Raw genomic sequence first — 25,694 nt, 5'->3', positions numbered from 1 at the left:
CCTCGATGGCGGCAGCTCAGACCACAATAACTACAGAGGAAGGCCTGGTCATGTACGCAGTACTGGTCACCGGCGGTAAGCAATACCGCGTGGCGCAGGGCGAAAAGCTCCGCATTGAAAAGCTCGAAGTCGAAGTCGGCAGCGAGATCAAGTTTGACAACATCCTGATGCTGGGTGACAGCGACGGCGTGAAGCTGGGCGATGCGCTGAAGGGCGCTGCCGTCACCGCCAAGGTCCTGTCCCAGGGTCGTGCTGACAAGGTCCGGATCATCAAGTTCCGTCGCCGCAAGCACCACATGAAGCGTCAGGGTCACCGTCAGTACTACACCGAAATCGAGATCACCGGCATCGCCGGCTAAGCATCAGGAGAAGCAGTCATGGCACATAAAAAGGGCGTAGGCTCCTCGCGCAACGGTCGCGACTCCAACCCGAAGTACCTGGGCGTCAAGATCTTCGGCGGCCAGGCCATCGAAGCCGGCAACATCATCGTGCGTCAGCGCGGCACCCAGTTCCACCCGGGCACCGGCGTTGGCCTGGGCCGTGACCACACCCTGTTCGCCCTCGTGGACGGCAAGGTGGAGTTCTCGGTCAAGGGCGCCAAGAAGCGTCGCACCGTCAGCATCGTCTCGGCCGACGCCTGATCCAGGCATCGCCGGCACCCGTGCCGCGGCATGGCCGTGCTGGATGAAGAGCACGCTGCATGGAGAGCCCCGCTTCGGCGGGGCTTTTCGTTAGAGTTGAAGCAAGACCGGCTGGGCCGGGTTGCCGGCCCCGGCCGGCATGACATTCAAGGTGGCGGCCAGCAGGTCGTGCCCATCGCAGGCATCGAAACAATGAAACTGGTAGACGAAGCAGAAATCGAAGTGTTCGCCGGCAACGGCGGCAACGGCTGCATTGGCTTCCGTCGCGAGAAGTTCATTCCGCTCGGCGGCCCGGACGGCGGCGACGGCGGTGCGGGCGGCAGCGTGTACATCCGCGCCGACGAAAACCTGAACACCCTGGTCGACTTCCGCCATGAGCGTATCTTCAAGGCGCAGCGCGGCGAGAACGGCATGGGCCGCCAGGCCTATGGCAAGGGCGGCGAAGACCTGACCATCACCGTGCCGGTCGGCACCGTGGTCATCAACGTTGCCACCGATGAAGTCATCGGCGACCTGACCCAGCACGGCGACCGCCTGCTGGTGGCCAAGGGCGGTCGCGGTGGCCTGGGCAACATGCACTTCAAGAGCTCGACCAACCGCTCGCCGCGCCAGGCGCTGCCGGGCGAGCCGGGCGAAGAGCGCACGCTGAAGCTGGAGCTGAAGCTGCTGGCCGATGTCGGCCTGCTGGGCTTCCCCAACGCCGGCAAGAGCACCCTGATCCGTGCCGTTTCGGCGGCAACGCCGAAGGTGGCCGATTACCCGTTCACCACGCTGTACCCGAACCTGGGCGTGGTGAAGGTGGAGAACCACCGCAGCTTCGTGATCGCCGACATTCCGGGCCTGATCGAAGGCGCTGCGGACGGCGCCGGCCTGGGTGCGCAGTTCCTGCGCCACCTGCAGCGCACCCGCCTGCTGCTGCACCTGGTGGACATCTCGCCGATGGAAGGCGGCGTGGAGGGCATTTCGCCGGTGGAGCAGGTGCGTGCGATCGAACGCGAGCTGGAGAAGCACGATCCGGAGCTGCTGAACAAGCCGCGCTGGCTGGTGCTGAACAAGGCTGACCTGATGTTCGAAGACGAGGCGCAGGCCGCGGCCGAGCAGATCGTCGCCGAGCTGGGCTGGAAGGAGCCGTGGTTCCTGGTTTCCGCGCTGGGCCGCGAAGGTACCTTCCCGATCATGAGCCGGATCATGGCCTTCTTCGATCGCCAGAAGGAAGACGAGCTGGAAGCCCGCAACGCGCAGTGATGCCGTTGTGGTTCCATGCGGAAAACCCGGCTTCGGCCGGGTTTTTCATTTGGTAGTGCCGGCCGCTGGCCGGCAATCCCGGTAAACCGCAGGCAACAAAAAACCCGGCCGGGGCCGGGCTTTTGTCTGCTGCCCAACCCCGAAGGGCAGGGCGGCAACGCCGGATCAGGCGGCCTTGAGGGCCTTGATGCGGTCGTTCAGGCGGCTCTTGTGGCGAGCAGCCTTGTTCTTGTGGATCAGGCCACGCGCGCTGAAGCGATCCAGGATCGGCTGGGCAACGGCGAAGGCGGCTTCGGCGCCGGCGGCGTCGTTGGCGTCCAGCGCCTTGATCACTTTCTTGACAGCGGTGCGCAGCATCGAGCGCTGAGCCACGTTGCGCGCGTTGCGCACGACGGTCTGCTTGGCGCGCTTCTTGGCGGACTTGATATTGGCCACGGTGGTGGTTTCCTGAAAAAATCGGTGTTATGGGAACAGCAAGCTAGCTAGTATGATGGCCCGAGAAATGCACGTCAAGTCGATTGTCAAGAGGGACGCTGAGTGAGTTCACCGAAGATGTTGCGGGGCCTGCTGTCGTTCAGCAGCATGACCATGGTCTCGCGGGTTCTCGGACTTGTCCGGGATCAGGTGATCACTACCACGTTCGGCACCAATGCGGTTACCGATGCGTTCTGGGTTGCCTTCAGGATACCCAATTTCCTGCGCCGGTTGTTCGCGGAGGGGTCCTTCTCCACCGCCTTCGTGCCGGTGTTCACCGAGGTGAAGGAGACCCGCAGCCACGCCGAACTGCGTGAGCTGATGTCCCGGACCGCCGGCACCCTGGGCGGGGTGCTGATGCTGGTCACCGCCCTGGCGCTGATCTTCGCGCCGCAGCTGGCGGTGGCATTCTCAAGTGGTGCTGACACCGACCCGGTCAAGCAGACCCTGCTGGTCGACCTGTTCCGCCTGACCTTCCCGTTCCTGCTGTTCGTGTCGCTGACCGCGCTGGCCGGCGGTGCGCTGAACAGCTTCCAGCGCTTCGCGATGCCGGCGCTGACCCCGGTCATCCTCAACCTGTGCATGATCGCCGGTGCGCTGTGGCTGGCGCCGCGGCTGGGCGGCACCCCGGAGAAGCAGATCCTGGCGCTGGGCTGGGCGGTGCTGGCGGCCGGCCTCCTGCAGTTGCTGTTCCAGCTGCCCTCGCTGAAGGGCATCAACCTGCTGACCCTGCCGCGCTGGGGCTGGAACCATCCGGGCGTGCGCAAGGTGCTGACGCTGATGGTGCCGACCCTGTTCGGTTCGTCGGTGGCGCAGATCAACCTGCTGCTGGATACCCTCATCGCGGCCAAGCTGACCGACGGCTCGCAGTCCTGGCTGTCGCTGGCCGATCGCTTCCTGGAGCTGCCGCTGGGTGTGTTCGGCGTGGCGCTGGGCACGGTGATCCTGCCGGCGCTGGCCCGCCACCACGTCAGCACCGACCGCGAAGGCTTCTCGCGCTCGCTGGACTGGGGCCTGCGCATGACCCTGCTGATTTCCGTGCCGGCCATGCTGGGCCTGGTGCTGCTGGCCGAGCCCCTGATCGCCACGCTGTTCCAGTACCGCCAGTTCACCGCGTTCGATACCCGCATGACCGCCCTGTCGGTATACGGCCTGAGCTTCGGCCTGCCGGCGTTCGCGCTGCTGAAAGTGGTGCTGCCGGCGTTCTATGCGCGGCAGGACACCAAGACCCCGGTGCGTGCCGGCGTGGCCGCGCTGGTGGCCAACATGGTGTTCAACTTCGCGCTGCTGGCCGTGCTGTACCAGGTGATGGTGCCCGACGCGCTGAAGGCGCAGGGCGTGATGGCGGCGATCGGCAAGCAGCCGGGCCTGCACCTGGCGCTGGGCATTGCCAGTGCGCTGTCCAGTTACCTGAACCTGGGCCTGCTCTGGTACTGGCTGGGCAAGACCGACGTCTACCAGCGGCGGCCGGGCTGGGGCGGCTATCTGGTGCGGCTGGGGGTGGCCTGCGTGGCCATGGTCGGCGTGCTGCTGGCCCTGCTGCACTGGGTCCCCGACTTCACCGGCATGGACAAATGGCACCGTATCGGTGGCCTGATGCTGCTGGTCGGCGGCGGCGGCGCGACCTACGTGGTGGCCATGCTGGCGATGGGCTTCCGCCCGCGCGACCTGCGCGGGCATTGATCGCGGTCCGTGGCGGCTATACTTCAGGGTTACACCATTGAAGCGGCGGCCCCGGTCGGGCCGGAACGAGAGTTGATGAGCAGGCTGTTCAGAAGCGTCGAGGGCGGGGAGCTGTTCCCCAACGGAAGCGTGGTCTGTATCGGTGCATTCGACGGCCTCCACCTGGGCCATCGTGCGCTGGTCCGCCACGCGGTTGCCCGCGCGCGCGCCTTGGGCGTGGCCGCAGTGGCCGTGGCATTCGAGCCGCTGCCGCGTGAATTCTTCGCCCAGGGCACGCCGCCGCCGCGGCTGACCCTGGCGCGCAGCAAGGTCGAGATCCTGCGCGAGCTCGGCGTCGATGCGATCGGCCTGCTGCGTTTCGACGCGGCGATGGCGGCGATGCCGGCCGAGACCTTCGTGCGCCGGTTGCTGGTGCACCGGCTGGGCGCCCGCGAAGTGTGGATCGGGCCCGAGTTCTGCTTCGGCAACCGCCGCCGCGGTGATCTGGCACTGCTGCAGGAGATGGGCGCCGAACTCGGCTTCACCGCGGGCGAGATCGAAGCGGTGGACCTGCATGGCGAGCGCATCTCCAGCACCCGCATCCGCCAGCTGCTGCAGGAGGGCGATTTCGCCCGCGCCAACGACCTGCTCGGCCGCCCCTACGCGATCAGCGGGCGGGTGGTGCGCGGGCGCCAGCTCGGCCGTACGCTGGGCTTCCCCACCGCCAACCTGCGCTTCCCGAAGACCCCGGCACTGTCGGGCATCTACGCGACCTGGGTGCACGGCGTGTTCGACCAGCCCTGGCCTTCGGTGTCCAGCTTCGGTACGCGGCCGACGGTGGAGGGCGTGGAGCCGCTGCTGGAAGCCCACCTGTTCGATTTCCAGGGCGACCTGTACGGCCGCCACATCGACGTGGAGTTCGTCGCCAAGCTGCGCGACGAAGAGAAATTCAATGATCTGGCGGCGCTGACCGACCAGATGCACCGCGACGCCGAACAGGCGCGCGCCATCCTTTCCGAACATAGATTGCGAGCCACTGCGTGAGCCAGGACTACAAGACCACCCTGAACCTGCCAGCCACCGAATTCCCGATGCGCGGCGACCTGCCCAAGCGCGAGCCGGGCATTCTGGCGCGGTGGGAAGAGCAGGGGCTCTACCAGCAGCTGCGCGACAACGCCGCCGGCCGCCCGCTGTTCGTGCTGCATGACGGCCCGCCATACGCCAACGGCCGCATCCACCTGGGCCACGCGGTCAACAAGATCCTGAAGGACATCATCGTCAAGTCGCGCTACCTGGCCGGCTTCGATGCGCCCTACGTGCCGGGCTGGGACTGCCATGGCCTGCCGATCGAGATCGCGGTCGAGAAGAAGTGGGGCAAGGTCGGCACCAAGCTTGACGCCGTCGAATTCCGCCAGAAGTGCCGCGAGTTCGCCGAAGAGCAGATCAACATCCAGCGCGTGGACTTCAAGCGCCTGGGCGTGACCGGTGACTGGGACAACCCGTACAAGACCCTGAGCTTCGATTTCGAAGCCAACGAGATCCGCGCGCTGGCCAAGGTCGTGGCCAACGGCCACCTGGTCCGCGGCGCCAAGCCGGTGTACTGGTGCTTCGACTGTGGCTCGGCGCTGGCCGAGGCCGAGATCGAGTACCAGGAAAAGGAATCGCCGGCGATCGACGTCGCCTACGCCGCACGCGATGCGCAGGCCATCGGCCAGGCGTTCGGCGTGAGCGTGCCGGTCGACGTCGAAGTGGCCGTACCGATCTGGACCACCACGCCGTGGACGCTGCCGGCCTCGCTGGCGGTGTCGCTGGGCGCGGAGATCAACTATGTGCTGGCCGAAGGCCCGGCCCACAACGGCAAGCGCCGCTGGCTGGTGCTGGCCGCGGCCCTGGCCGAGCGCGCGCTGCAGCGCTATGGCGTGGACGAAGTGGTGCTGCACGGTGAAACCACCGGCGCTGCGCTGGAAAACCAGCTGCTGGCGCATCCGTTCTACCCGGAGCGCGAGATCCTGGTGCTCAATGGCGACCACGTCTCCGACGAGGACGGTACCGGTGCGGTGCACACCGCCCCCGGCCACGGCCAGGAAGACTTCGTGGTCAGCCAGAAGTACGGCCTGCTGGACAAGTACAACGCTGGCCAGGTCACTCCGATCGACGGCCGCGGCGTGTACCTGGAATCGACCCCGCCGGCCGGTGACGTGGTGCTGGCGGGCCAGCACCTGTGGAAGGCGCAGGAGGCCATCGTCGGCGTGCTGCGCGACAACGGTTCGCTGCTGGCGTTCCATCCGATCCGCCACAGCTACCCGCACTGCTGGCGCCACAAGACGCCGGTGGTGTTCCGCGCCACCCCGCAGTGGTTCATCTCGATGGACAAGGCCAACCTGCGCAACGATGCGCTGGCCGCCATCGACACCGTCGGCTGGTTCCCGACCTGGGGCAAGGCGCGCATCCAGAGCATGGTCGACGGTCGCCCGGACTGGACCATCTCGCGCCAGCGCACGTGGGGCGTGCCGATCGCACTGTTCACCCACCGCCAGACCGGCGAGATCCATCCGCGTTCGGTGGAACTGATGCAGCAGGTCGCCGACCGCGTCGAAGCCGAGGGCATCGACGTGTGGTACTCGCTGGACGCCGCCGAACTGCTCGGTGCCGACGCGGCCGACTACGAGAAGGTCACCGACATCCTCGACGTCTGGTTCGATTCGGGCGTGACCCATGAAGGCGTGCTCGCCGCGCGTGGCTTCGGCAAGCCGGCCGACCTGTACCTGGAAGGGTCCGACCAGCACCGCGGCTGGTTCCAGTCCTCGCTGCTGACCGGCGTGGCGATCGACAAGCGTGCCCCGTACAAGCAGTGCCTGACCCACGGCTTCACCGTGGACGAGCACGGCCGCAAGATGTCCAAGTCGCTGGGCAACGGTATCGAGCCGCAGGACATCATGAACAAGCTGGGCGCGGACATCCTGCGCCTGTGGATCGCCTCGGCCGACTACAGCAACGAGATGTCGCTGTCGCAGGAGATCCTCAAGCGCAACGCCGACGCCTACCGCCGCCTGCGCAACACCGCACGCTTCCTGCTCGGCAACCTGGACGGTTTCGATCCGGCCCAGCACCTGCGTCCGCTCGACCAGATGGTCGCGCTGGACCGCTGGATCGTGCATCGCGCGTGGGAGCTGCAGGAGAAGATCAAGGCGGCCTACGACGGCTACAACATGGCCGAGATCGTGCAGTTGCTGCTGAACTTCTGCAGCGTGGACCTGGGCTCGCTGTACCTGGACGTGACCAAGGACCGCCTGTACACGATGCCGACCGATTCGCACGGTCGCCGTTCGGCACAGAGCGCGATGTACCACATCGCCGAAGCGTTCACCCGCTGGGTTGCGCCGATCCTGACCTTCACCGCCGACGAGCTGTGGGGCTACCTGCCGGGCGAACACGCCGGCCACGTGCTGTTCACCACCTGGTACGACGGCCTGGCGCCGCTGCCGGCCGATGCCCAGCTCAACGCCACCGACTTCGACCAGCTGCTGGCCGTGCGCGAGCAGGTGGCCAAGGTGCTCGAGCCGATGCGCGCCAACGGTGCGATCGGTGCGGCGCTGGAAGCGGAGATCACCATCGCCGCCAGCGAAGAACAGGCCGCGCGCTGGCAGCCGCTGGCCGATGAACTGCGTTTCCTGTTCATCAGTGGCGACGTGCAGGTGCGCCCGGCGACCACCGACGAGGTGTTCGTCAGCGCCCAGCCGACCACCAAGGCCAAGTGCGTGCGCTGCTGGCACCACCGCGCCGACGTCGGCAGCAACGCCGACCATCCCGAGCTGTGCGGCCGTTGCGTGAGCAACGTGACCGGCGCCGGCGAAGTGCGGAGCTGGTTCTGATGGCCGCGCCCCGTCCGCATCCGAACGCCCTGGTCTGGCTGCTGCTGTCGGTGGCCATCATCGGCCTGGACCAGTGGTCCAAGGCCTGGGTGCTGTCCAGCCTGCCGGAGTTCCAGCCGGTGGTGGTCATCGACGGCTTCTGGAACTGGTACCGCACCTACAACACCGGCGCGGCATTCAGTTTCCTGAGCGACGCCGGTGGCTGGCAGAAGTACTTCTTCACCGCGCTGGCGATCGCCATCAGCGGGCTGATGGCGTGGTGGCTGCGCGGCACCGCCCGCGGCAACTGGAAGGCCGCGGTGCCGTATGCGCTGATCATCGGTGGCGCCATCGGCAACGTGATCGACCGCCAGGTGCACGGCCACGTGGTCGACTTCATCCAGTGGTATGTGGGCAGCTACACCTGGCCCTCGTTCAACATCGCCGACTCGGCCATCGTGGTGGGTGCCGTCGGCATCGCGCTGTTTGGCCTGTTCGACGGAAAGTCCGCCAAAAAGGCGGATAATGCCAACCCGAAACCGTAAGCCGGCTGCCGCCGGGAGACTGAACTGATGGATGTGCTGCTCGCCAACCCGCGTGGTTTCTGTGCCGGTGTCGATCGTGCGATCGAGATCGTCAAGCGCGCGATCGAAACGCTGGGCGCGCCCATCTATGTCCGCCATGAAGTGGTGCACAACCGCTTCGTGGTCGACGACCTGAAGCAGCGCGGCGCGATCTTCGTCGAAGAGCTCGACGAGGTTCCGGACAACAACACCGTGATCTTCAGCGCGCATGGCGTGTCCCAGGCCGTGCGTCAGGAAGCCGAGCGCCGTGGCCTGAAGGTGTTCGACGCCACCTGCCCGCTGGTGACCAAGGTCCACTTCGAGGTCGCGCGCCACTGCCGTGCCGGCCGTGACGTGGTGCTGATCGGCCACGCCGGTCACCCGGAAGTGGAGGGCACCATGGGCCAGTGGAACCGCGAAGCCGGGACCGGGCAGATCTACCTGGTCGAGGATGTCGAGCAGGTCGCGACGCTGCAGATCAACCAGCCGGAAAACTTCGCCTACACCACCCAGACCACGCTGTCGGTGGATGACACGCGCGGCATCATCGATGCGCTGCGCGAGCGGTTCCCTGCGATGCAGGGCCCGAAGAACGACGACATCTGCTACGCCACGCAGAACCGCCAGGATGCTGTGCGCGACCTGGCCAAGCGCTGCGACCTGGTGCTGGTGGTCGGTTCGCCGAACAGCTCCAACTCCAACCGTCTGAGCGAGCTGGCCCGCCGCGAAGGCGTGGAATCGTACCTGATCGATGGTGCGCACGAGATCGACCCGGCATGGGTGGCAGGCAAGCAGCACATCGGCGTGACCGCCGGCGCCTCGGCGCCGCAGGTGCTGGTCGATGGCGTGCTGGCGCGTCTGGCCGAGCTGGGCGCCACCGGCGTGGGCGAGCTGGACGGCGAACCGGAATCGATGGTGTTCGCGCTGCCGAAGGAACTGCGGTTGCGCCTGGTCGACTGACCGCGGAAGGACGTCTGCCGGGTACGGCCCGCCACTACCGGGTGTGGGTGCGAACCGAAACTGATCTGGCGGGTGCGAACCTTGGTTCGCACGCCTTTGGCATGGCCGGGTGGGCGCACCGCCCATGACCTTTGGCCATGGGGCCGGCCATGGCACAGGCCTAGCATCGGAGGATTCCCCGTTGTTGGAAACTGCCTGATGAAGACCCGAGCCCTGGCAATGTCGTTGCTGTTCGCGCTGGCGGCCACGCCTGCACTTGCGCAGACCTCGCCACCGGCCAACGCGGCAGCCCCAGGACTGCTGCGCATCGATGTGGACGCGCGCGATCTGGCCCGGCGCATCTTCAAGGTGACCGCCACCGTGCCGGCCAAGCCCGGCCCGATGACCCTGCTGTACCCGCAGTGGATTCCCGGCAACCATTCGCCCACCGGCCCGATCGACAAGCTGGCCGGCCTGCGCGTGACCGCCAACGGCAAGCCGCTGGCCTGGCAGCGCGATCAGTACAACGTCTATGCGTTCAAGGTGAACGTGCCCGAGGGCGCCAGCGAGATCGTCGCCCACTTCGATTTCCTGTCCTCGCAGGGCGGCAGCCAGGGCCGGGTGGTGATGACCCCGGAAATGCTCAACCTGCAGTGGAACGCCAACTCGCTGTATCCGGCCGGCATCGACGCGCGCCAGCTGCAGGCGCAGGCCAGCGTTACCCTGCCCAAAGGCTGGTCGTTCGCCACTGCATTGGAGACCGCGCGCCGCGACGGTGACACCGTGGTGTTCAAGCCGATCTCCTATGACCATCTGGTCGATTCGCCCTTGTTTGCCGGCGAGCACTACCAGCGCATCGATCTCGATCCGGGCGCGAAGGTGCCGGTGCACCTCAACGTGTTTGCCGACGACGCCAAATCGCTGAAGCCGAGCGAGGCGCAGATCACGATGCACCGCGCGCTGGTGCAGCAGGCCGACAAGCTCTACGGCGCGCGGCACTACAACCACTATGAGTTCCTGCTGGCATTGACGGACCGCCTCGGCGGCATCGGCCTGGAGCATCACCGTTCCAGTGAGAACAGCGCCGACCCGGGCTACTTCACCGAGTGGGACAACAACGCGTGGATGCGCGATCTGCTGCCGCACGAGTACACCCATTCCTGGAACGGCAAGTACCGTCGCGGCGCGGATCTCGCCACCGCCAACTTCAACACGCCGATGGGCGACAGCCTGCTGTGGGTCTACGAAGGCCAGACCCAGTTCTGGGGCCAGGTGCTGGCGGCGCGTTCAGGGCTGTGGTCGACCGCGCAGGCGCGCGACATGCTGGCCAACGTGGCCGCGACCTATGACCGTGGTCGCCCGGGCCTGGCCTGGCGGCCGCTGCAGGACACCACCAATGACCCGACCATCGCGCAGCGCCGCACGCTGCCTTACCGCAACTATCAGATGAGCGAGGACTACTACTCCGGCGGCCAGATGCTGTGGCTGGAAGTGGAGGGCAAGCTGCGCGAACTGAGCGGCAACCGGCGCAGCCTGGATGACTTCGCACGTGCGTTCTTCGGCGTGGGCAACGGCGACTGGGACGTCAACCCGTACACCTTCAACGACGTGGTCGCGACCTTGAACGGCATAGCGCTGTATGACTGGGCGACGTTCCTGCGCGGGCGCCTGGACGGCCACGGTTCGTTGACCGGCGGCCTGGAACTGGCGGGCTGGAAGCTGGTCTACCGCGATACGCCGAACGACGCCTACAAGGCACAGGAAAAACGCGCCAAGGCGGCGCTGCTGGCGTACTCGCTGGGTGCGACCGTGCTCGACAGCGGTGTGGTCGGCGACGTGATCTGGGACAGCCCGGCGTTCAATGCCGGCCTGGCGCCGGGCATGAAGGTGATTGCCGTTGGTGGGCGCGAGTACAGCAGCCAGCGCTTGAAGGATGCGGTAGCTGCGGCGGCGAAGGACAAGGCGCCGATCGTGCTGCTGGTGAAGCAGTTCGACCGCATCGAAACGATGAACATCGCCTACCACGATGGCCTGCAGTACCCGGTGCTGGAGCGTATCGCCGGCAAGCCTGACCGCCTTGCGGACCTGTGGAAGGCACGATGAAACCGCGCGCCCGCGATGGCGTGATCCTGTTGATGGCGATCCTCGCCATCCTCGGTGCGTTCCTGCACGGCGACGGGCGCTGGCTGCATTGGCTGGCCAAGCCGACCACCACGCTGCTGATCGCTGCCATCGCCTGGCGCGTGCATGATCCAGCGCAGCCGTTCTACCGACGCGCGGTGCTGGCTGGCATGCTGCTGTCGTGCGTGGGGGATATCGCGCTGATGTTGCCGGTGGATGCGTTCGTGCCGGGGCTGGTCGCGTTCCTGCTGGCGCACCTCTGCTACATCGTCGCCTTCCGCGATGGCCTGCGTGCCGGACGTGGCCTGCTTGCCGCCAGCGTCTTCCTCGGCGCGTTCGCTGTACTCAACGTGCTTGGCCTGTGGCCGCACCTGCCCGCACCGATGCGCATTCCGGTGCTGGCATACGTGCTGGTGCTGGCATCGATGGCGGTGCTCGCCCTGGCGCGGCAGTGGCGCAGCCCCAAGCCCGATGCCGTGGATGCCAGCAGCTCCCGCTGGGCGGCCGCCGGTGCGCTGCTGTTCGTCGCCAGCGACTCGCTGCTGGCCTGGGACCGCTTCGCCGGCGGCCTGCCACTGGCCAGCCTGCTGGTGCTGTCCACCTACTACGGCGCGCAGTACGCCATCGCCCGCTCCGTGAAACAGCAAAAAGGGGACGGAGGGGATTAAGTCGCAGACGGCACCAAGGCACAAACGACTTAATCCCCTCCGTCCCCTTTTCGCGTTGACTATCGGAGGGTCGCGTTGCCGGAACGGCCCTGTGCGTCGAAAGAGAGGCGTGCGGACTGGCGATCACCGGCGACTTCGTCCGGCAGCCAGACCAGAGTGCCACCCTTGCGCACGATCACATAGACGTGGCCGACTTCACCGGGAGTGCCCATCAATGCGTTGCGCTGTGCCTGCAGTGCCTGGGCCACGCGCGGCACCGCCTCGAAATCGATGTTGGCCAGCGCCGTGCTGCTGCGGCGCAGGGTGATGGTGGGCGCGAAGCGCTGCGGATTGACCGGGTCGCCCTTGCGCCACTGGCCGCGTTCGAAGTGGTAGCTGTCCACGCGCGACGGCTGCTGCGGATCCACCAGGTCCAGATTGATCCGGCCATCGTCGTAGAAGTGGATGCTGTGGAATACCGTCAGCCGGTGCCCGGCCAGCGCAGGCATCTGTTCCAGTGCCTGGCGGGCGGCCAGCAGGTAGTCCGCATCGAACAACCGGTTGTTGCGTTCGGGCACCGGCGGCAACCGCGGCTCGGTCATCGGCGCGAGCGAAGCGGGCCTCTCGCGCGCTGGCGGCATGGCGATCGGCGCGCTTGCGCTGTCGGCCTGCACCGAATGGCCCAGTGTTTCGCCCAGCGTCTGCAGGGCTCCGCCTGCCACGGCGACGCCGGCCAGCACCAGCAACACCACGGAGAACACCAGCCGGGTCGAGGGCGGCTGCTTCATACACCCTCCAGGCGAACGTTGCGGCGATCTTCCGGGTCGTACAACAGCGTGACCCGCTCGCGCGGAAGATTGGCCAGCTCGATCAATGGGATGAAGCGGCGCACGCTCACCTGCTGCACGCCACCTTCGCGGTCGATGTACTCCAGCTGGAACTCCACCTGCGGCTGCTCGTTGAGATAGGTGCCGGTCTGGCGCAGCTTCAGCACCTTCGCATCCACGCCGATGCCGCGATACTTCAGCGCGTCACCGCGGGCGTCGGCCTGCAGCAGCCGGCCGAGCAGGCGCAGGCCCAGCGCGTAGCCGCACAACACCAGCGGGCACACCAGCAGCGGATGACCGAGCGACAGGAAGGTCCAGCCCAGTCCCTCACTCTGCAGCCGATAGGCGGCCACATAGGCACTGGCCACCGCCACGATGCCGATCGCTGCGCCGACACCACGACGCCAGAGGCTGGCGACATCCAGTTCAGGCTGGGCACCCTCCAGCACCACGTTGGGGAACGCGCCCGGCATCCGGCTCAGGCGTACCTCGATACGCTGGCCGGCAACGAAACGCTGCAGTTGCGGCTTGCTGTCCACCACCAGCATCTGTTCGTTGATGGGCGTGCCGGACAGGTTCTGGAAGCCCAGCTGCAGCTTCCACTGCGCGAAGCCGCGCACGTGCACGCCGGTCTGCTCGGCCTGTTCGATCAACGCGTCGCGCGGCTCACCGCCGGCCAGGATGGTGCGCACCCGATGCAGCGCGCGCGGCGGGCCCAGCAGCAGGTAGTGCAGGAAGGCGAGCAGCAGGGCCAGCCACAGGATCACCGACAGCGCGAGCAGCAGCAGGGCCAGCCATGGCGCGCTGCGGTCGGCCAGTTGCACCGGCCACGACGTGCCGACATAGAGGATGCAGGGGAAGGGCAACGCGAAGAACAGCAGGAACGCGCCCCAGAACCAGAGATAGGCCTTCATGGGGTGGTGGGGAACCGATGGAACAGGGCGCGTAGGGTACTACGCTCAGCGGATCTGCAGGGTCAGCAGGAAGTAGCGGCCGAGCGGATCGTCGAGCCCCGGCATCTGGCCACCGTTGCCAACCAGATAGTTCACCGGTTGCGTGTCGAGCACGTTGTGCACGTCCAGCGCGGCGACCACGCGCGGCCCCAGGCGTCGTGCGAGATGCAGGTTCCAGCGCAGCTGCCGGGGGTTCATGCAGTGGTTCTGCTCGCGCTGTTCCTCCGGGCATTCCGCACCGGGCAGCCAGGCGCGCGTGCGCCCCACCTGGTTGCCGCGCAGGGCGATGTCCCAGTTGCTGTTCTGCCACTGCACGTTCAGCACGGCGGCCATCGTCGGCGTGACATGGCCGCGCAGGTCCACCGTTGCATCATGGCCACGTTCGCGGCGCAGTTCCTGCTGCTTCAGCGCATCGAGCGAGAACAGCCACTGGCCGGTGTTGCCGGTATCGATGTGGTACTCCCCGCGCAGTACAAAGTTGCGCGAGGTGGTGCGGCCGATGTTGTCGAAGGACAGGCGCAGGTTGCTCAGGTGGCCGTCCTCGTCCAGCTCCCAGGTGCCGGGGTTCCACACCGCGTCGGCCGGTTGCAGGGCCAGGATCTCGTTGCGCAGTTCGACGATGTTGTGGGTGAGTGACAGCGAGAACGTATCGGTCGGCGTCCAGGTCGCGGCCAGGGAATGGCTGCGCGACCGCTCGGCCTTCAACGCATCGTTCTCCACCACGTCCACGGTGACGCTGCAGCGCCCGTTGCCGCTGCTCTGCGCGCAGTCGGGCAGGGCGCTGGAGGCCGGCAGCTCGATCGCACCGAAGTAGCCCGGGGGACGCCGCTGTTCGAACAGGCTGGGCGCACGATAGCCGCGCCCGCTGGCAAGCAGGAAGGACCACCGGGGCGTGGGGCTCCAGCGCACGCCCACGCGGGGCGAAAAGGCCTGGTAGTCGCCGTCGCGGTCCCAGCGTGCGGCCAGGTCCATGCGCAGCGTGTGCGCCAGGGGCAGGCCGAGTTCGGCGTAGGCGCCGCCACTGCGGCGCGCCAGGTGGCGCTGCTCCTGCGGCAGGCCCAGCGCCAGGTCACCCTGGCTCAGCAGGGCGTCGGGATGCGAGGTCCAGCGCTCCTGGCGCAGGTCGATGCCGGTGGCCAGCTGTGCAGCACCGCCGGCCAATGGCATCAGCTCCCGCTGCATGCCCCACCAGCCCTGCCACTGCTCGGTGCGCCCGCGATTGCGGATCGACGGGAACAACTGCTCGGCCGCGCCCGCCGGCAACGAGGTGAAGCCGGGCAGGAAATCCAGTGTCTCGGCGACCCGCAGCAGGGGCTCGGCGCGCACGGTGCCCGACGTGGACAGGCTGACATCGCTGCGCTGTGCGCTGATGCCGGCATCCCAGCTGCGCCGGCCCTGGTCGCGGCCAATGCCGAAGGTGACGTCGGCGTCGGTGGCACGTACATGCGGACGCACGTTGCCAGCTTCGCGCAGCACGCTGTTGAAGGTGAACCCGTACAGGCCGATGGCAACGGCGGTTGGACCAAGGTCGAAGCGTTGCCGGTTGTGGCTGGCCCGCGCCTCGGCGTAGGCATAGCGACCTTCGCCGCGCTCATGCCGGTAGCGCAGGTAGGCCGAGGCGGTATCCGAGGCCGGTTGCAGCGAGCGTGGTCGGGCGCTGTCGAACCAGCAGGCACCATCGCGCCGCGTCAATGGGCCTTCGCAGCGTTCTGCCGGCCAGTAGCGTCCATCGCGGAACGCGCCGATCAGGTACTGCGAGGTTTCCGCATGCCATTGGCGGCGATCACCGGCCACGTGGTCGATGCGGTGCAGGTCGATGCCGGCGAACCAGCGGTCCCCTCCGTCGCGCACGCCGCCAGTGGCCGCCTGCACGCGATACTGGCCAGCGTCGCCGCGCCCGCTCAGGCCGGTCTGCAGCATGGCTTCCGGGCCGTCAGCCTGGTCGCGCAGGATGATGTTGACCACGCCGGACATCGCGTCGGCGCCATAGATGGCCGAGGCGCCGCCACGTACCAGCTCGATGCGTTCGACGAAGCTGAGCGGAATTCCCCCAAGATCGGTGAGCCCACCCTGTTCCAGCGACACCATGGGATAGCGTGGCAGGCGCCGGCCATTGACCAGGAACAGGGTCGCACGCGGGCCCATGCCGTCCAGGCTGGTGGTGGTGGCCGCACCCACCGGCAGGTACTGCGAATCGCCACTGCGCGAGGTGCTCATCGCCGGGTGCCCGTTCATGCCCGGCAAGTGCCGCAGCAGGTCGAACAGGCTGCCGTAGCCGCTGCGCAGGATGTCATCGCGGTCGATGATGGTGACCGGCAGCGTGGTCTGCACGGAGGTGCGCGGCAGCCGGCTGCCGGTGACATGGATCGGCGCCAGTTCCACCTGCGGCGGCGCGTTGGCGGACTTGTGTGGCGAACCTGCTGCGGGCGTGGCGCGTGCCGCGACCGACGGTGGCGATGGTGGCGCGGGGCGGGTGCGGCGGACGACGAATCCGCCAGCAGGCGTACGCAGGATGTTCACCGGCATGCCCGCGACCAGTTCCTTCAGGGCCGCGGCCGCATCGCGGTGGCCATGAGTGCCGACCGTGCGCAGGCCATCCAGCTCACGCGCATCGAACAGCAGGGCAATGCCGCTCTGTCGCGCCCATTGCTGCAGGGCCGGCGCCAGCGGGCCTGAGCCAACATCGACCTCCAGGGTGCCCGCCTGCTCGGCCGCAGCGGCAGACGGCAGCGCGGGGATGCCCAACGCGAGGCAGAACAGGGTGCGGAGCAGCAGCCCCCCCTGCAGCGCGCCCGGTACTGCCATCACCGCAGGCCTCCTCAGTACGTGCGGCGCAGTTCCAGCGCGCCATCCGGTCGCGTCTGGCCAGCCACCGACCAGCCCAGTTCCAGTGCCGACAGCAGTTCCTGCGCGTCGCCGGCACGGAAGGTGCCGCTTACCGCCAGGCTGGCGATTTCCGGATCGGCGATCACCAGCGGCGTGTGGCCGTAGCGGTTCATGCGCTCGACCACGATCGACAGCGGTGTGGCATCGAACACCAGCTGTCCCTGCAGCCAGCCTTCAGCAGCGGCATTGGACGACAGTGCCGGACCGGGCTGGATGCGGCCCGACGGCAGTACCTGCAGTTGCTGGCCGGGCGCCAGGGTGTGCTGGGTGCCCCCGCTGCTGACTTCCACCGCACCTTCCAGCAGTGCGACTTCAACCAGGCCATCATGCAGGCGTTCCACCTGGAAGGTGGTGCCGATGTCGCGGATGGTGCTGTCGCCGGCGCGCAGCTGCAGGGCCTTGCCCGACGGTGCGACCTGCAGCTGCAGGCGGCCACGTTCCAGCACCAGGTTGCGATGGCGCCAACCGAAACGGGCGTGCAGGGTGGTGCCCGCATCCAGCGTGGCCACGCTGCCATCGGCAAGCGTCTGCAGCCGGGGCTGGTGGGAATCGTTGGCGTAGCGCAGCGGCGTGGGGTTGCCGTCGACGGCAATCATCCAGCCGATCCCGATGGCCAGGCAGACGCCTGCGGCAGCGGCCACTGCCGGCAGCCAGCGACGCGGCGCCGGCCGTGCCGCACGTGCCGCGGCGGTGCGCAGCCACGGGTCGGCGGCCAGTTCCTCGCCCTGCTGGAACAGGGTCTCGGCCTGGACCCAGGCAGTAACATGGGCCGGGTCCTCGGCCAACCAGTCCTCGAACGTCTCGCGCTCGCCCGGCGTACAGTCCGGAGCCTCCAGCCGCGCCACCCAGGCGCTGGCGCGTTCGAACAGCTGCGTATCTTCCCTGGGCCTGGCGTGACTCATCCGTTGTCCCTGTCGTTGTGCAGCGGATCCGTTCCGAGTTCCTGGCGCAGGCCCTGCAGGGCGCGGGCGATGTGTTTTTCCACGGTCTTGGCAGTAATTCCACAGTGCCGCGCGATCTGCGTGTAGCTCATGCCGGTGATCCGGTTGAGCAGGTACACCTCGCGCGCGCGCTCGGGCAGCTTGAACAGGGCCTGCCGCAGCAGGGACAGCATCTGCCCGGACTCGGCCTGGCGCAATGGATCGGGCGACGTGCTGGAAGGCTCGTTGCCGCCATCATGTTCGGCGAGGGACAGATGCGGCCGCGACTGCGACGAACGGCCGCGGTCTGCCAGGCGGTTGCGGGCGATACGATACAGCAGCAGCCGCAGCTCGTCGGCACTGTGCGCGCGATAGCGGATCAGCCGCTCCATGCAGTCCTGCGCGATGTCCTCGGCATCCTCCGGCCCGACACCGCGCGTGCGCAGGAACGCACACAACGGCGCGCGTTCCTCCCGCACGAACGCAATGAACGCGTCCGCCGGCGCGGACAGGTCCGGCGCGCGATGGATCAGAGGAGAGGGGGCGGACAGGGCTGGCCTCGGACGTCGGTGGCGGGTACGTCTTCGAGTTTTACGCGACGATGACCGGATGGGGAAGAGTGTGCGTGGCCCACGAATCCATTGTGAATGCGTTCATGTTTCGAGGGGCGCTGCACTGGGGGAGGGCGCACCGTCCGGACGTTGAACTTTCGACCCGTGCGTTGCGGGTGGAGAGAGAACACATGAAGCATTCGAAGTTGAGCCTGGCCCTGGCAGCGTTGCTGGGCATCACCGCCATGGCGGCGGTTGATGACGTCATGGCAATGAATTATCACGTGCAGGACGATCGCGTCTTCCTCAGCGGCGGCGTAACCGTTGCCGATGTGGTGGCGCTGCCCGCGCTGCTGGCCAAGGCGCAGGCCGAAGGACGCCCGATCCGCGAAGTCGTGCTGCGCACGTCCAACGGTGGCGCGCTGATCGCCGGCGAGTGGCTGCAGGCGGTGATCCGCACCCAGGGCCTGGACACGATCGTATCCGGCCACTGCATTTCGTCCTGCTCGATCATGCAGTCCGGCGGCGTCAACCGTTATCTCGGCGGCGACCTGCCGCTGGTCGATTCGGTGCAGATCCATGCCGCCAGCAGTGGTGGCAGGATCACCTACGCACCGTCGCCGCGCATGACCCAGATCTACACCGGCAACTATGGCGGCGGCATGGATGCCGGCCTGCTGCACAAGGCCATGTATGAGGTGGTGCGGCCCAATGGCCTGCTGGTGTTCCGCGACCCGGCGCGCACCACGGGTACATCGGTCACCTTCGATCCGGATGGCAGCGGCAGCAAGCTGGAGTCGTTCCCGGGCCAGGACATCCGCGGCAACAACATCATCAACACGGCAGGCTATCGCGATCCGGGCGACACCCTGCATGTGACCAGCAACGTCAGCGGCGACATCAATCCGGGCTACCTGCGCACCGCGCGCCAGTTGCAGGCCTTCGTCGACGACGATTTCGCGCGCTGGAACACCGACTGGGCCAGCACCTACATCAACTACGCGGTGAGCCTGTACAACGTCTCCACGCGGGGGCCGAACGGCATCGGCGCGCAGTCGCTGCAGCAGCTGCTTGCCGACCCCGACCTCCAGGACGAACTGCGCGGGCAGCTGCGGCTGGCCGATCTGGATACCTCGACCCTGGCCAACTCCGCCGGCGTGATCCGTGTCAGCAATGGCGCCACCTGGCGCACCGCCGAAACCACCGGCGCCGATTTCATGCTGGTCGACAACGGCACCATCGCGCTGGAGGGCGGCGCGCTGCGTACCCCCGAGCTGCGGGTGATGCCCGGCAGCGTGGTGGTTGGCCATGGCGATATCGCATCGGTCGGCACCGACAGTGATGCGTTGCTGGATGGCACCGGCCCGTCCTGGCGCGAAGACGGCTTCAACCGCCTGCGCGTGTTCGGCACGCTGATGCCGCGTGGCGGTGATCTGGTGACCCACGGCTACGTCAACATCATGCCCGGCGGGCAGGTGCTGTTCGATGTTACCGAGGCCGGTGGCACCGGCAGTGGCCGCCTGCGTGTCGGCAGCTTCTACGATGGCGGTGCCGAAGAGGGGGCGCTGGTGATCGCGCAGGGCGCACACCTGGCGTTGAACGTCGCCCAGGGCTTCTATGCCGGCACCTACCGCCGCGATCTGGTGGAAGGGCCGATCTACCAGGGCGGCTTCCAGGATGCCGTGCGACTGGGCGACACCGGCTACAGCGCCAGCATCACCGCGGGCGAAGTATTCCGCCCGCGCCACAATTCGCTGCTCAGCTTCAACGTCAACCAGACGGCCGACGGGCTGTGGCTGACCGCCAACCCGGGCTTCGATCAGCTGGGCCTGTTTGCCAACGGCACCTCCGGCGATGGACTGGGGCGCGCGCTGGCAGCTGCATCGGATCGCCAGGACAGCGGCCTGAAGTCGCTGCTCGGCGCACTGCAGTTCGCCGACCGCGCTGTGATCGCACAGCAGGCCGGCGCCCTGCGCGGTGATGCACACGCCAGCCTGCGCCTGGCCGACAATGCACTGCTGGGCAGCATCGGCAACGTGGTGCAGCAGCACCAGGCGGCGATGCGCAGTGGCGGCGATGCCGATGGCCTGGCCTCGCAGGCGGCGCAGTCGGTGTCGGCGCAGCCGGGCATGCGCCATGGCAGCCTGTTCAACCAGCTGGCCATGCATCTGGTCGAGCCGGCCGGCGAGGCTGCTGGCGACAGCCGCGCGGCGGGTGGCAGCCGTGGCCTGTGGGCGCGCGGTTTCGCCAGCCATGGCCGCATCGACGCCGACGGTGGCGTGGCCGGCCTGAGCCATAACATCGGCGGCATCGTGGTCGGTGCCGACACGCACGTGGCCGATGACCGCGTCACCCTCGGCGTCAGCGTGGCCGCCGCGGACATGTCGACCAAGGCCAGCGATGGCTCCGGTTTCAGTGGCGACGTGCGCGCGCTGGATGTGGGCGGCTACCTGGATGCGACCTATTCGCGTGGCTACCTGTCGGCGGCCGTGCGCTACACCGACCTGCGCCACGATACCCGCCGCAGCCTTTCGGCCATCGATGGCCTGCAACAGCCACTGCGCGCCCGATACAGCAACGACGCGATCTCGGCGCGGGTGGAGCATGCGTTCTCCTTCACCACCGGCAAGGGACTGGTGATCCAGCCGCTGTTGCCGGTGGTGGATTACGCGCGGACCTCGGCCACCCGCTTCAACGAAGGGCAGGGCGCTGGTGCGCTGGTGGGGCGCGGCGGCAGCCTGGAGAGCATCCGCGTGGGTGCCGGCGTGCAGCTGTTCAAGACCTTCGAAGGCAACAACGGCGAGCGCATCACCCCGCGTGCCCGCGTCGTCTGGCAGAAGGAGCTGGGCGATTCACAGGCGCGCTACAGCACCGGTTTTGCTGCGGCCCCGGACCTGGTGTTTGGCGCCAGCAGCCAGGCCGTGGGCGAGCAGGTACTGGCCTGGAACGTGGGCGTGACCAGTCGCGCCAGCGAGCGCCTGTCGATCATGGCCGACTACGTGGGTGAGCGCCGCGACGGGCAGATCCAGAACGGCGTGATGCTGGGCCTGGGCTACCGGTTCTAAGCGGTACCCGGCCCCGGCGATATGCGTATCGCCGGGGCCATCCCATCAGGGCAGGTGCTGCGGTATGGTCGGCAGGGAAATCCAGCCAGGCCCCGTCATGCAGATCGCCGTTTTCAGTGCCCGCCCCTACGATCGTCGTTTCCTCGACGAGGCCAACCAGCGCGATGCGGCCGGGCAGGGCTTTGCGTTCGTGTATTTCGATGCCGCGCTGGACGTGCATACCGCTGCGTTGGCACAGGACTGCGCCGTCGTCTGCGTGTTCGTCAATGACCGCCTCGACGCGCCGGTACTGCACGCGCTGCATGCGCTGGGCGTACGCGCCGTACTGCTGCGCTGTGCCGGTTTCAACAATGTGGACCTGGCCGCCGCGAAAGCGCTGGACCTGTTCGTCGCACGGGTGCCGGCCTATTCCCCCGAAGCCGTGGCCGAGCACGCGCTGGCGCTGGTGATGACGCTCAACCGGCAGACCCATCGCGCCTACAACCGCGTGCGCGAGGGCAACTTCATGCTCGATGGCCTGCTCGGGCGCACCCTGCATGGGCGCACGGTCGGCATCGTCGGCACCGGCAAGATCGGCCTGGCCACCGCGCGCATCTTCAAGGGCATGGGCTGCACCGTGCTGGGGCATGATCCGTATCCGTCGCCGGCCTTTGCCGGCGTGGGCGACAGGGTTGGTCTGGATGAACTGCTGGCGCGGGCCGACATCGTATCGCTGCATTGCCCGCTGACGCCCGATACCCAGCACCTGATCAACGACGCCTCGCTGGCGCGGATGAAGACCGGCGCGATGCTGGTCAACACCTCGCGCGGCGCGCTGGTGGATACCCAAGCGGTGATCCGCGCGCTGAAATCGCGGCGGCTGGGTCATCTGGCCATCGACGTCTACGAGCAGGAAAGCGCGCTGTTCTTCCAGGACCTTTCCGGCGAGATCATCGACGACGAGGCCTTCCAACGCCTGATGACCTTCCCCAACGTGCTGGTGACCGGCCACCAGGGCTTCTTCACCGTGGAGGCGCTGCAGGAGATCTCGGCGATCACGTTGGGGAACCTGCGGGATTTTGCGGAGGGGCGGGTGTGTGCGAACCGGGTGGAGGTGAGCTGAGCGGGGTGGATTGACCGCCGGGGCGCCCAGCCCGTAAAATCGCGGGCTACGCCGGAATAGCTCAGTTGGTAGAGCGGCGCATTCGTAATGCGTAGGTCGCAGGTTCGACTCCTGTTTCCGGCACCAGTTGCAATGAAAAGCCCCGGCCTTTGGTCGGGGCTTTTTGTTTGGGCTGTGCTGGCGCCGGCCCAGGGCCCGCGCCAGCGTCCGATGGAACCGCGGGCATGTACCTGCTTGGTCGGGGTTAACATTGCCAAGGTGTATTGCTTGCGGCGCTGGACCGGGCAACACAGTTTCAATAAACGGGGGATCTCATGAAGAAGATCGTGGTGAGTCTGATTGCGTGCGTCGTTCTTGCCGGCTGTGCAACCCGCCAGATCAGCTCCGAACAGGCGCAACCGGTGCCCGCCGAGCGGGTTTTCGCCTTCAATGGGATCGGTGACACTGCTTCCGGACAGGTAATTGTTACGCGCGACGTTGGCGCGGTTGGTGGGGCGTGCCCGCTTGCACTGTATATCGACGGCACCCTGGCAGCCCATCTGCAGCGGGGAGAGTCTGTCTCGCTGTCTGTTCCCGCCGGGAATCGCATTGTCAGCGCAAGTTTCGCAGGCAAAGGTCTCTGTTCGTGGGGGGATGAATCGGCGCACAGGCGCGAGATTTCCCAAATGGTCACGGCGGGTGGCAGAACCAAGATCCGTCTCGCGTTGGCCCATGATGGCGTGATTCAGATCGGTCCGACCGCGTTCTAGGCGCGCTCCACGCAAGGCGAGCAGGTCCATCAACAGAACGCCCCGGCCCTCGCGGGGGCTTTCTGTTTCTGCCCAAGGAAAAGGGGGGGCGGCAACGTAACCGATGGAAACACGCCTTCATTTACGTCCAGCGATCACCGGACCCCGTGCCAGCCACCACCCGAGCTGCCGGAGATAGCCACCTGCTGCTCCGGCCGATGCACCGATCAGCAGGTGTGCGAGCACCCTGATCCCACGCGCGGCCCGCTCCCGCACCCAAGGCAGGACCGCCACCACCTGCGCACCCAGCAACAGCATCAGTACGTCCAGGCCCAGCGCATCCACCACCGGCAACAACGGCAGCAGATCCGGATTGCAGGCCAGCACGATCACCAGCGCGGCACCCAGCACGGCCATCAGGCGGCGCCCGGCGGGCAGGGTGGTCCAGTGCAGCAGTCGGTTGATCAGGTGCATGGCATTCCTTGTGTCATGTGCCGGAATCCTCATCAGGCCCGATCGGCCGCACCGGCTGCCGCAGCACGGTTTTCAACCGCGCCGCGTCGATCCTGCGCGGGTCGCTCAGGTAGATCTCGTGATGGGGGCCGGCGAAGGTGTAACCCAGTGCGGGCATCACTTCGTCATGCAGATGCGCCAGGACGGGGCCTTCGTCGTCGTAGGCGCCCACGTGCAAGGTCTGCAGGCTGGGGCCCTCGGCAAGGATTTCATGGCGGAGGCTGGGCGGCGCATCCCCCAGCTTCGCGCGCGCCTTGCTGATCACCGCTTGCCACTGCGCAGGCCGGATATCCTCAGGCGTGCGGATCATCACGGTCCAGGCCCACTCATCCTTGCGTCGCGCGATGAAGCTGGCCGGGTCCTCGGCGCTCCACAGCGCCTCCAGCGGTGGCACCACGTAGTCGCGCCCTTCGGCCTTCAGCGCGAACTTCAATGCATAGCTCACCGAATACAGCCACTGCACGGCCTGCAGGTAGGCGGGGGCCGTGTTCGGGTCGCCGCGACCATCGACCATCACGTAGGGCAGGGGCGGCACATCGACCGGTACGAACCTGCCGGCGGGCGGTTGATAGAGCGCCCGGTCGCGCTTCTTGAAGTCGATCTTGTCCATCGGGGGCTTCCTCCTGTGCAGAGCATCCCACGCCAGGTACCCGCCAGTACGCTGAACCGGTTCAGGTAACTTTGCCGAACGAGGGCGAATGGCCCCACGAGCGCGCGGGGCCGGCACGCAGTCCTGGGTCATGGGCCCGTCACACCTGCGCGGTGCGACAACGTGTCGCAGCCAGAATCGGGCCTTTCCTGCGCTCGATCAATGTCAATGCCTTTCTTAAATGGTGGGTGACGGCCTAAAATTGAAAGGCTGACTCGACCCCACCTCCCTGCCTGTCTTCCGGACCGGTGGGACCGGCTTTTGGCCGGAACAGGCAGGGACGGGGAACGGCATTCCCTCGCAATTGGATCGACCGATGATTCCGTTGAAAACCCTTGGGCGCTGGTTGCGCCCGGGCCTGCTGCTGTCGTTGCTGGTGATGCTCACCGGTTGCGATGCGGTGGCCATCCTCAGTCCGAAGGGCCAGATCGGCCAGGATGAGAAGACCCTGCTGATCACGGCCACCGTGCTCATGCTGCTGGTCGTCATCCCGGTCATCATCATGACCCTGACGTTCGCGTGGAAGTATCGCGCCTCCAACACCAAGGCCCGTTACGAGCCGAAGTGGTCCCACTCGACGGCGATCGAGGTGGTGGTGTGGTCCATTCCCTGCATGATCGTGCTGGTGCTGGCGGTCCTGACCTGGCGTTCGTCGCACGCACTGGACCCGTATCGTCCGCTGGATTCGGACGTCAAGCCGGTCACCATCGAGGCGATCTCGCTGGACTGGAAGTGGCTGTTCATCTATCCGGAAGAGAAGGTGGCGGTCGTCAACGAAATCAAGTTCCCGGTCAACACGCCGCTGAACTTCAAGATCACGTCCGATTCGGTGATGAATGCATTCTTCATCCCGCACCTGGGCAGCATGATCTACTCGATGGCTGCGATGGAGACCAAGCTCCACCTGATCGCCAACGAGACCGGCGAATTCCCGGGCATGTCCTCGCACTACAGCGGCGCGGGCTTCGCCAAGATGCACTTCACCGCCTACTCGGTCACCGATGCCGAATACCGCCAGTGGCTGGACCAGGTCCGCGCCGGTGAGCAGACCCTGGACAAGGCCTCGTTCAAGGCGCTGGGTGAAGCACGCAACGCCGAGTGGTATCCGGTCACCTACTTCGGCAAGACCGAAGAAGGCCTGTTCGACTGGGTCATCGCCAAGCACATGGGCGACAACAAGCATTACGGCATGAAGCACTCGCATGCCGGTGCCGCCGCTGCCGATGCCGCCACCCATGAAGCGCACGAGGGCCATGCCCCCAGTGATGCGCATGATTCCAAGGAATCGGGTGAAAACCTGGATGCCAACGAACACGAACACGCAGGCCATGCCGGCCACGCGGGTTCGGGAGAATGA

Annotated in this window: 22 protein-coding genes and 1 tRNA gene; 15 read left to right on the top strand and 8 right to left on the bottom strand. The window is 67.0% G+C overall.

The genetic code is table 11. The features are described 5' to 3' along the window. Positions 1 to 50: 50 nt before the first annotated feature. The 3 genes from rplU (at position 51) to cgtA (ending at position 1,886) form a co-directional block, all read left to right on the top strand. Positions 51 to 359 (top strand): 50S ribosomal protein L21, encoded by a 309-nt coding sequence (gene rplU, locus J3A72_RS18875; RefSeq protein WP_005408557.1) that lies wholly within the window; start codon positions 51 to 53, stop codon positions 357 to 359. Positions 360 to 377: 18 nt separating this feature from the next. After that, a complete protein-coding gene (gene rpmA / locus J3A72_RS18870; protein WP_005408558.1) occupies positions 378 to 641 on the top strand; it encodes a 50S ribosomal protein L27 in 264 nt (87 codons plus the stop codon). Between the two features lie 192 nt (positions 642 to 833). Continuing rightward, a complete protein-coding gene (cgtA, locus tag J3A72_RS18865) occupies positions 834 to 1,886 on the top strand; it encodes an Obg family GTPase CgtA (RefSeq protein ID WP_014646373.1) in 1,053 nt (350 codons plus the stop codon). A 165-nt stretch (positions 1,887 to 2,051) separates the two neighbouring features. On the opposite strand, the gene rpsT is transcribed toward cgtA, so the two are convergent. Beyond that, the gene (gene rpsT / locus J3A72_RS18860) at positions 2,052 to 2,321 is read right to left on the bottom strand and encodes a 30S ribosomal protein S20 (protein WP_005408560.1); all 270 of its coding nucleotides are present in this window, start codon (positions 2,319 to 2,321) and stop codon (positions 2,052 to 2,054) included. 117 nt (positions 2,322 to 2,438) lie between these two features. On the opposite strand from rpsT, the gene murJ reads away from it, so the two are divergent. The 7 genes from murJ (at position 2,439) to J3A72_RS18825 (ending at position 12,164) form a co-directional block, all read left to right on the top strand. Next, positions 2,439 to 4,043 (top strand): murein biosynthesis integral membrane protein MurJ, encoded by a 1,605-nt coding sequence (gene murJ, locus J3A72_RS18855; RefSeq protein WP_014646374.1) that lies wholly within the window; start codon positions 2,439 to 2,441, stop codon positions 4,041 to 4,043. A gap of 75 nt (positions 4,044 to 4,118) precedes the next feature. Then, complete coding sequence (locus tag J3A72_RS18850; protein ID WP_014646375.1) at positions 4,119 to 5,066, top strand: bifunctional riboflavin kinase/FAD synthetase; 948 nt, start codon at positions 4,119 to 4,121, stop codon at positions 5,064 to 5,066. Next, positions 5,063 to 7,894, top strand: coding sequence for an isoleucine--tRNA ligase (ileS, locus tag J3A72_RS18845; protein WP_075076114.1), 2,832 nt, complete (start codon positions 5,063 to 5,065; stop codon positions 7,892 to 7,894). The genes J3A72_RS18850 and ileS overlap by 4 nt, the downstream gene beginning before the upstream one ends. Then, positions 7,894 to 8,418 carry a signal peptidase II gene (gene lspA / locus J3A72_RS18840; RefSeq protein WP_032956391.1) on the top strand — a complete coding sequence of 175 codons (525 nt, stop codon included), beginning with the start codon at positions 7,894 to 7,896 and terminating at the stop codon, positions 8,416 to 8,418. Before ileS ends, lspA begins: the two co-directional genes overlap by 1 nt. A gap of 27 nt (positions 8,419 to 8,445) precedes the next feature. Beyond that, a complete protein-coding gene (ispH, locus tag J3A72_RS18835; RefSeq protein WP_005408565.1) occupies positions 8,446 to 9,396 on the top strand; it encodes a 4-hydroxy-3-methylbut-2-enyl diphosphate reductase in 951 nt (316 codons plus the stop codon). 198 nt (positions 9,397 to 9,594) lie between these two features. Next, positions 9,595 to 11,478, top strand: coding sequence for a M61 family metallopeptidase (locus J3A72_RS18830; RefSeq protein ID WP_075076113.1), 1,884 nt, complete (start codon positions 9,595 to 9,597; stop codon positions 11,476 to 11,478). Further along, positions 11,475 to 12,164 (top strand): lysoplasmalogenase, encoded by a 690-nt coding sequence (locus J3A72_RS18825; protein WP_053494916.1) that lies wholly within the window; start codon positions 11,475 to 11,477, stop codon positions 12,162 to 12,164. Before J3A72_RS18830 ends, J3A72_RS18825 begins: the two co-directional genes overlap by 4 nt. A gap of 59 nt (positions 12,165 to 12,223) precedes the next feature. Here J3A72_RS18825 and J3A72_RS18820 read toward each other — a convergent pair whose 3' ends face one another. From J3A72_RS18820 to J3A72_RS18800, 5 genes are read right to left on the bottom strand one after another with little or no spacing between them, the layout of a single operon-like run. Further along, positions 12,224 to 12,931 carry a hypothetical protein gene (locus tag J3A72_RS18820; RefSeq protein ID WP_014646381.1) on the bottom strand — a complete coding sequence of 236 codons (708 nt, stop codon included), beginning with the start codon at positions 12,929 to 12,931 and terminating at the stop codon, positions 12,224 to 12,226. Then, entirely contained in the window at positions 12,928 to 13,884 is a 957-nt protein-coding gene (locus J3A72_RS18815; RefSeq protein WP_046429530.1) for a hypothetical protein, read from the bottom strand. The genes J3A72_RS18820 and J3A72_RS18815 overlap by 4 nt, the downstream gene beginning before the upstream one ends. A 45-nt stretch (positions 13,885 to 13,929) precedes the next feature. After that, a complete protein-coding gene (locus J3A72_RS18810; RefSeq protein ID WP_075076112.1) occupies positions 13,930 to 16,728 on the bottom strand; it encodes a TonB-dependent receptor in 2,799 nt (932 codons plus the stop codon). A 14-nt stretch (positions 16,729 to 16,742) separates the two neighbouring features. Continuing rightward, positions 16,743 to 17,711, bottom strand: coding sequence for a DUF4880 domain-containing protein (locus J3A72_RS18805; protein ID WP_075076111.1), 969 nt, complete (start codon positions 17,709 to 17,711; stop codon positions 16,743 to 16,745). After that, entirely contained in the window at positions 17,708 to 18,241 is a 534-nt protein-coding gene (locus J3A72_RS18800) for a sigma-70 family RNA polymerase sigma factor (RefSeq protein ID WP_075076110.1), read from the bottom strand. The genes J3A72_RS18805 and J3A72_RS18800 overlap by 4 nt, the downstream gene beginning before the upstream one ends. Before the next feature lie 230 nt (positions 18,242 to 18,471). Between J3A72_RS18800 and J3A72_RS18795 the strand changes: the two genes are divergently transcribed. From J3A72_RS18795 to J3A72_RS18780, 4 genes are all read left to right on the top strand, one after another. Beyond that, a complete protein-coding gene (locus J3A72_RS18795; RefSeq protein ID WP_075076109.1) occupies positions 18,472 to 21,345 on the top strand; it encodes an autotransporter domain-containing protein in 2,874 nt (957 codons plus the stop codon). A 97-nt stretch (positions 21,346 to 21,442) separates the two neighbouring features. Continuing rightward, complete coding sequence (locus J3A72_RS18790) at positions 21,443 to 22,447, top strand: 2-hydroxyacid dehydrogenase (protein WP_075076108.1); 1,005 nt, start codon at positions 21,443 to 21,445, stop codon at positions 22,445 to 22,447. A gap of 50 nt (positions 22,448 to 22,497) precedes the next feature. After that, positions 22,498 to 22,573 (top strand) — tRNA-Thr (locus J3A72_RS18785). Between the two features lie 188 nt (positions 22,574 to 22,761). Beyond that, a complete protein-coding gene (locus tag J3A72_RS18780; protein WP_069117424.1) occupies positions 22,762 to 23,196 on the top strand; it encodes a hypothetical protein in 435 nt (144 codons plus the stop codon). A 117-nt stretch (positions 23,197 to 23,313) separates the two neighbouring features. Here the strand turns inward: J3A72_RS18780 and J3A72_RS18775 are convergent, their stop codons facing one another. Both J3A72_RS18775 and J3A72_RS18770 read right to left on the bottom strand, forming a co-directional pair. Further along, a complete protein-coding gene (locus J3A72_RS18775) occupies positions 23,314 to 23,649 on the bottom strand; it encodes a hypothetical protein (RefSeq protein WP_075076107.1) in 336 nt (111 codons plus the stop codon). Between the two features lie 13 nt (positions 23,650 to 23,662). Beyond that, positions 23,663 to 24,298 (bottom strand): GyrI-like domain-containing protein, encoded by a 636-nt coding sequence (locus tag J3A72_RS18770; RefSeq protein ID WP_075076106.1) that lies wholly within the window; start codon positions 24,296 to 24,298, stop codon positions 23,663 to 23,665. Between the two features lie 355 nt (positions 24,299 to 24,653). Here J3A72_RS18770 and cyoA point away from each other — a divergent pair, with 355 nt between their 5' ends. Continuing rightward, entirely contained in the window at positions 24,654 to 25,694 is a 1,041-nt protein-coding gene (cyoA, locus tag J3A72_RS18765) for a ubiquinol oxidase subunit II (RefSeq protein ID WP_014646391.1), read from the top strand.

Origin of the sequence: Stenotrophomonas sp. PvP093 (genome assembly GCF_017876915.1) — a bacterium.
Taxonomy (GTDB): domain Bacteria; phylum Pseudomonadota; class Gammaproteobacteria; order Xanthomonadales; family Xanthomonadaceae; genus Stenotrophomonas; species Stenotrophomonas muris.
This window is presented reverse-complemented; position numbering and strand designations above follow the sequence as displayed.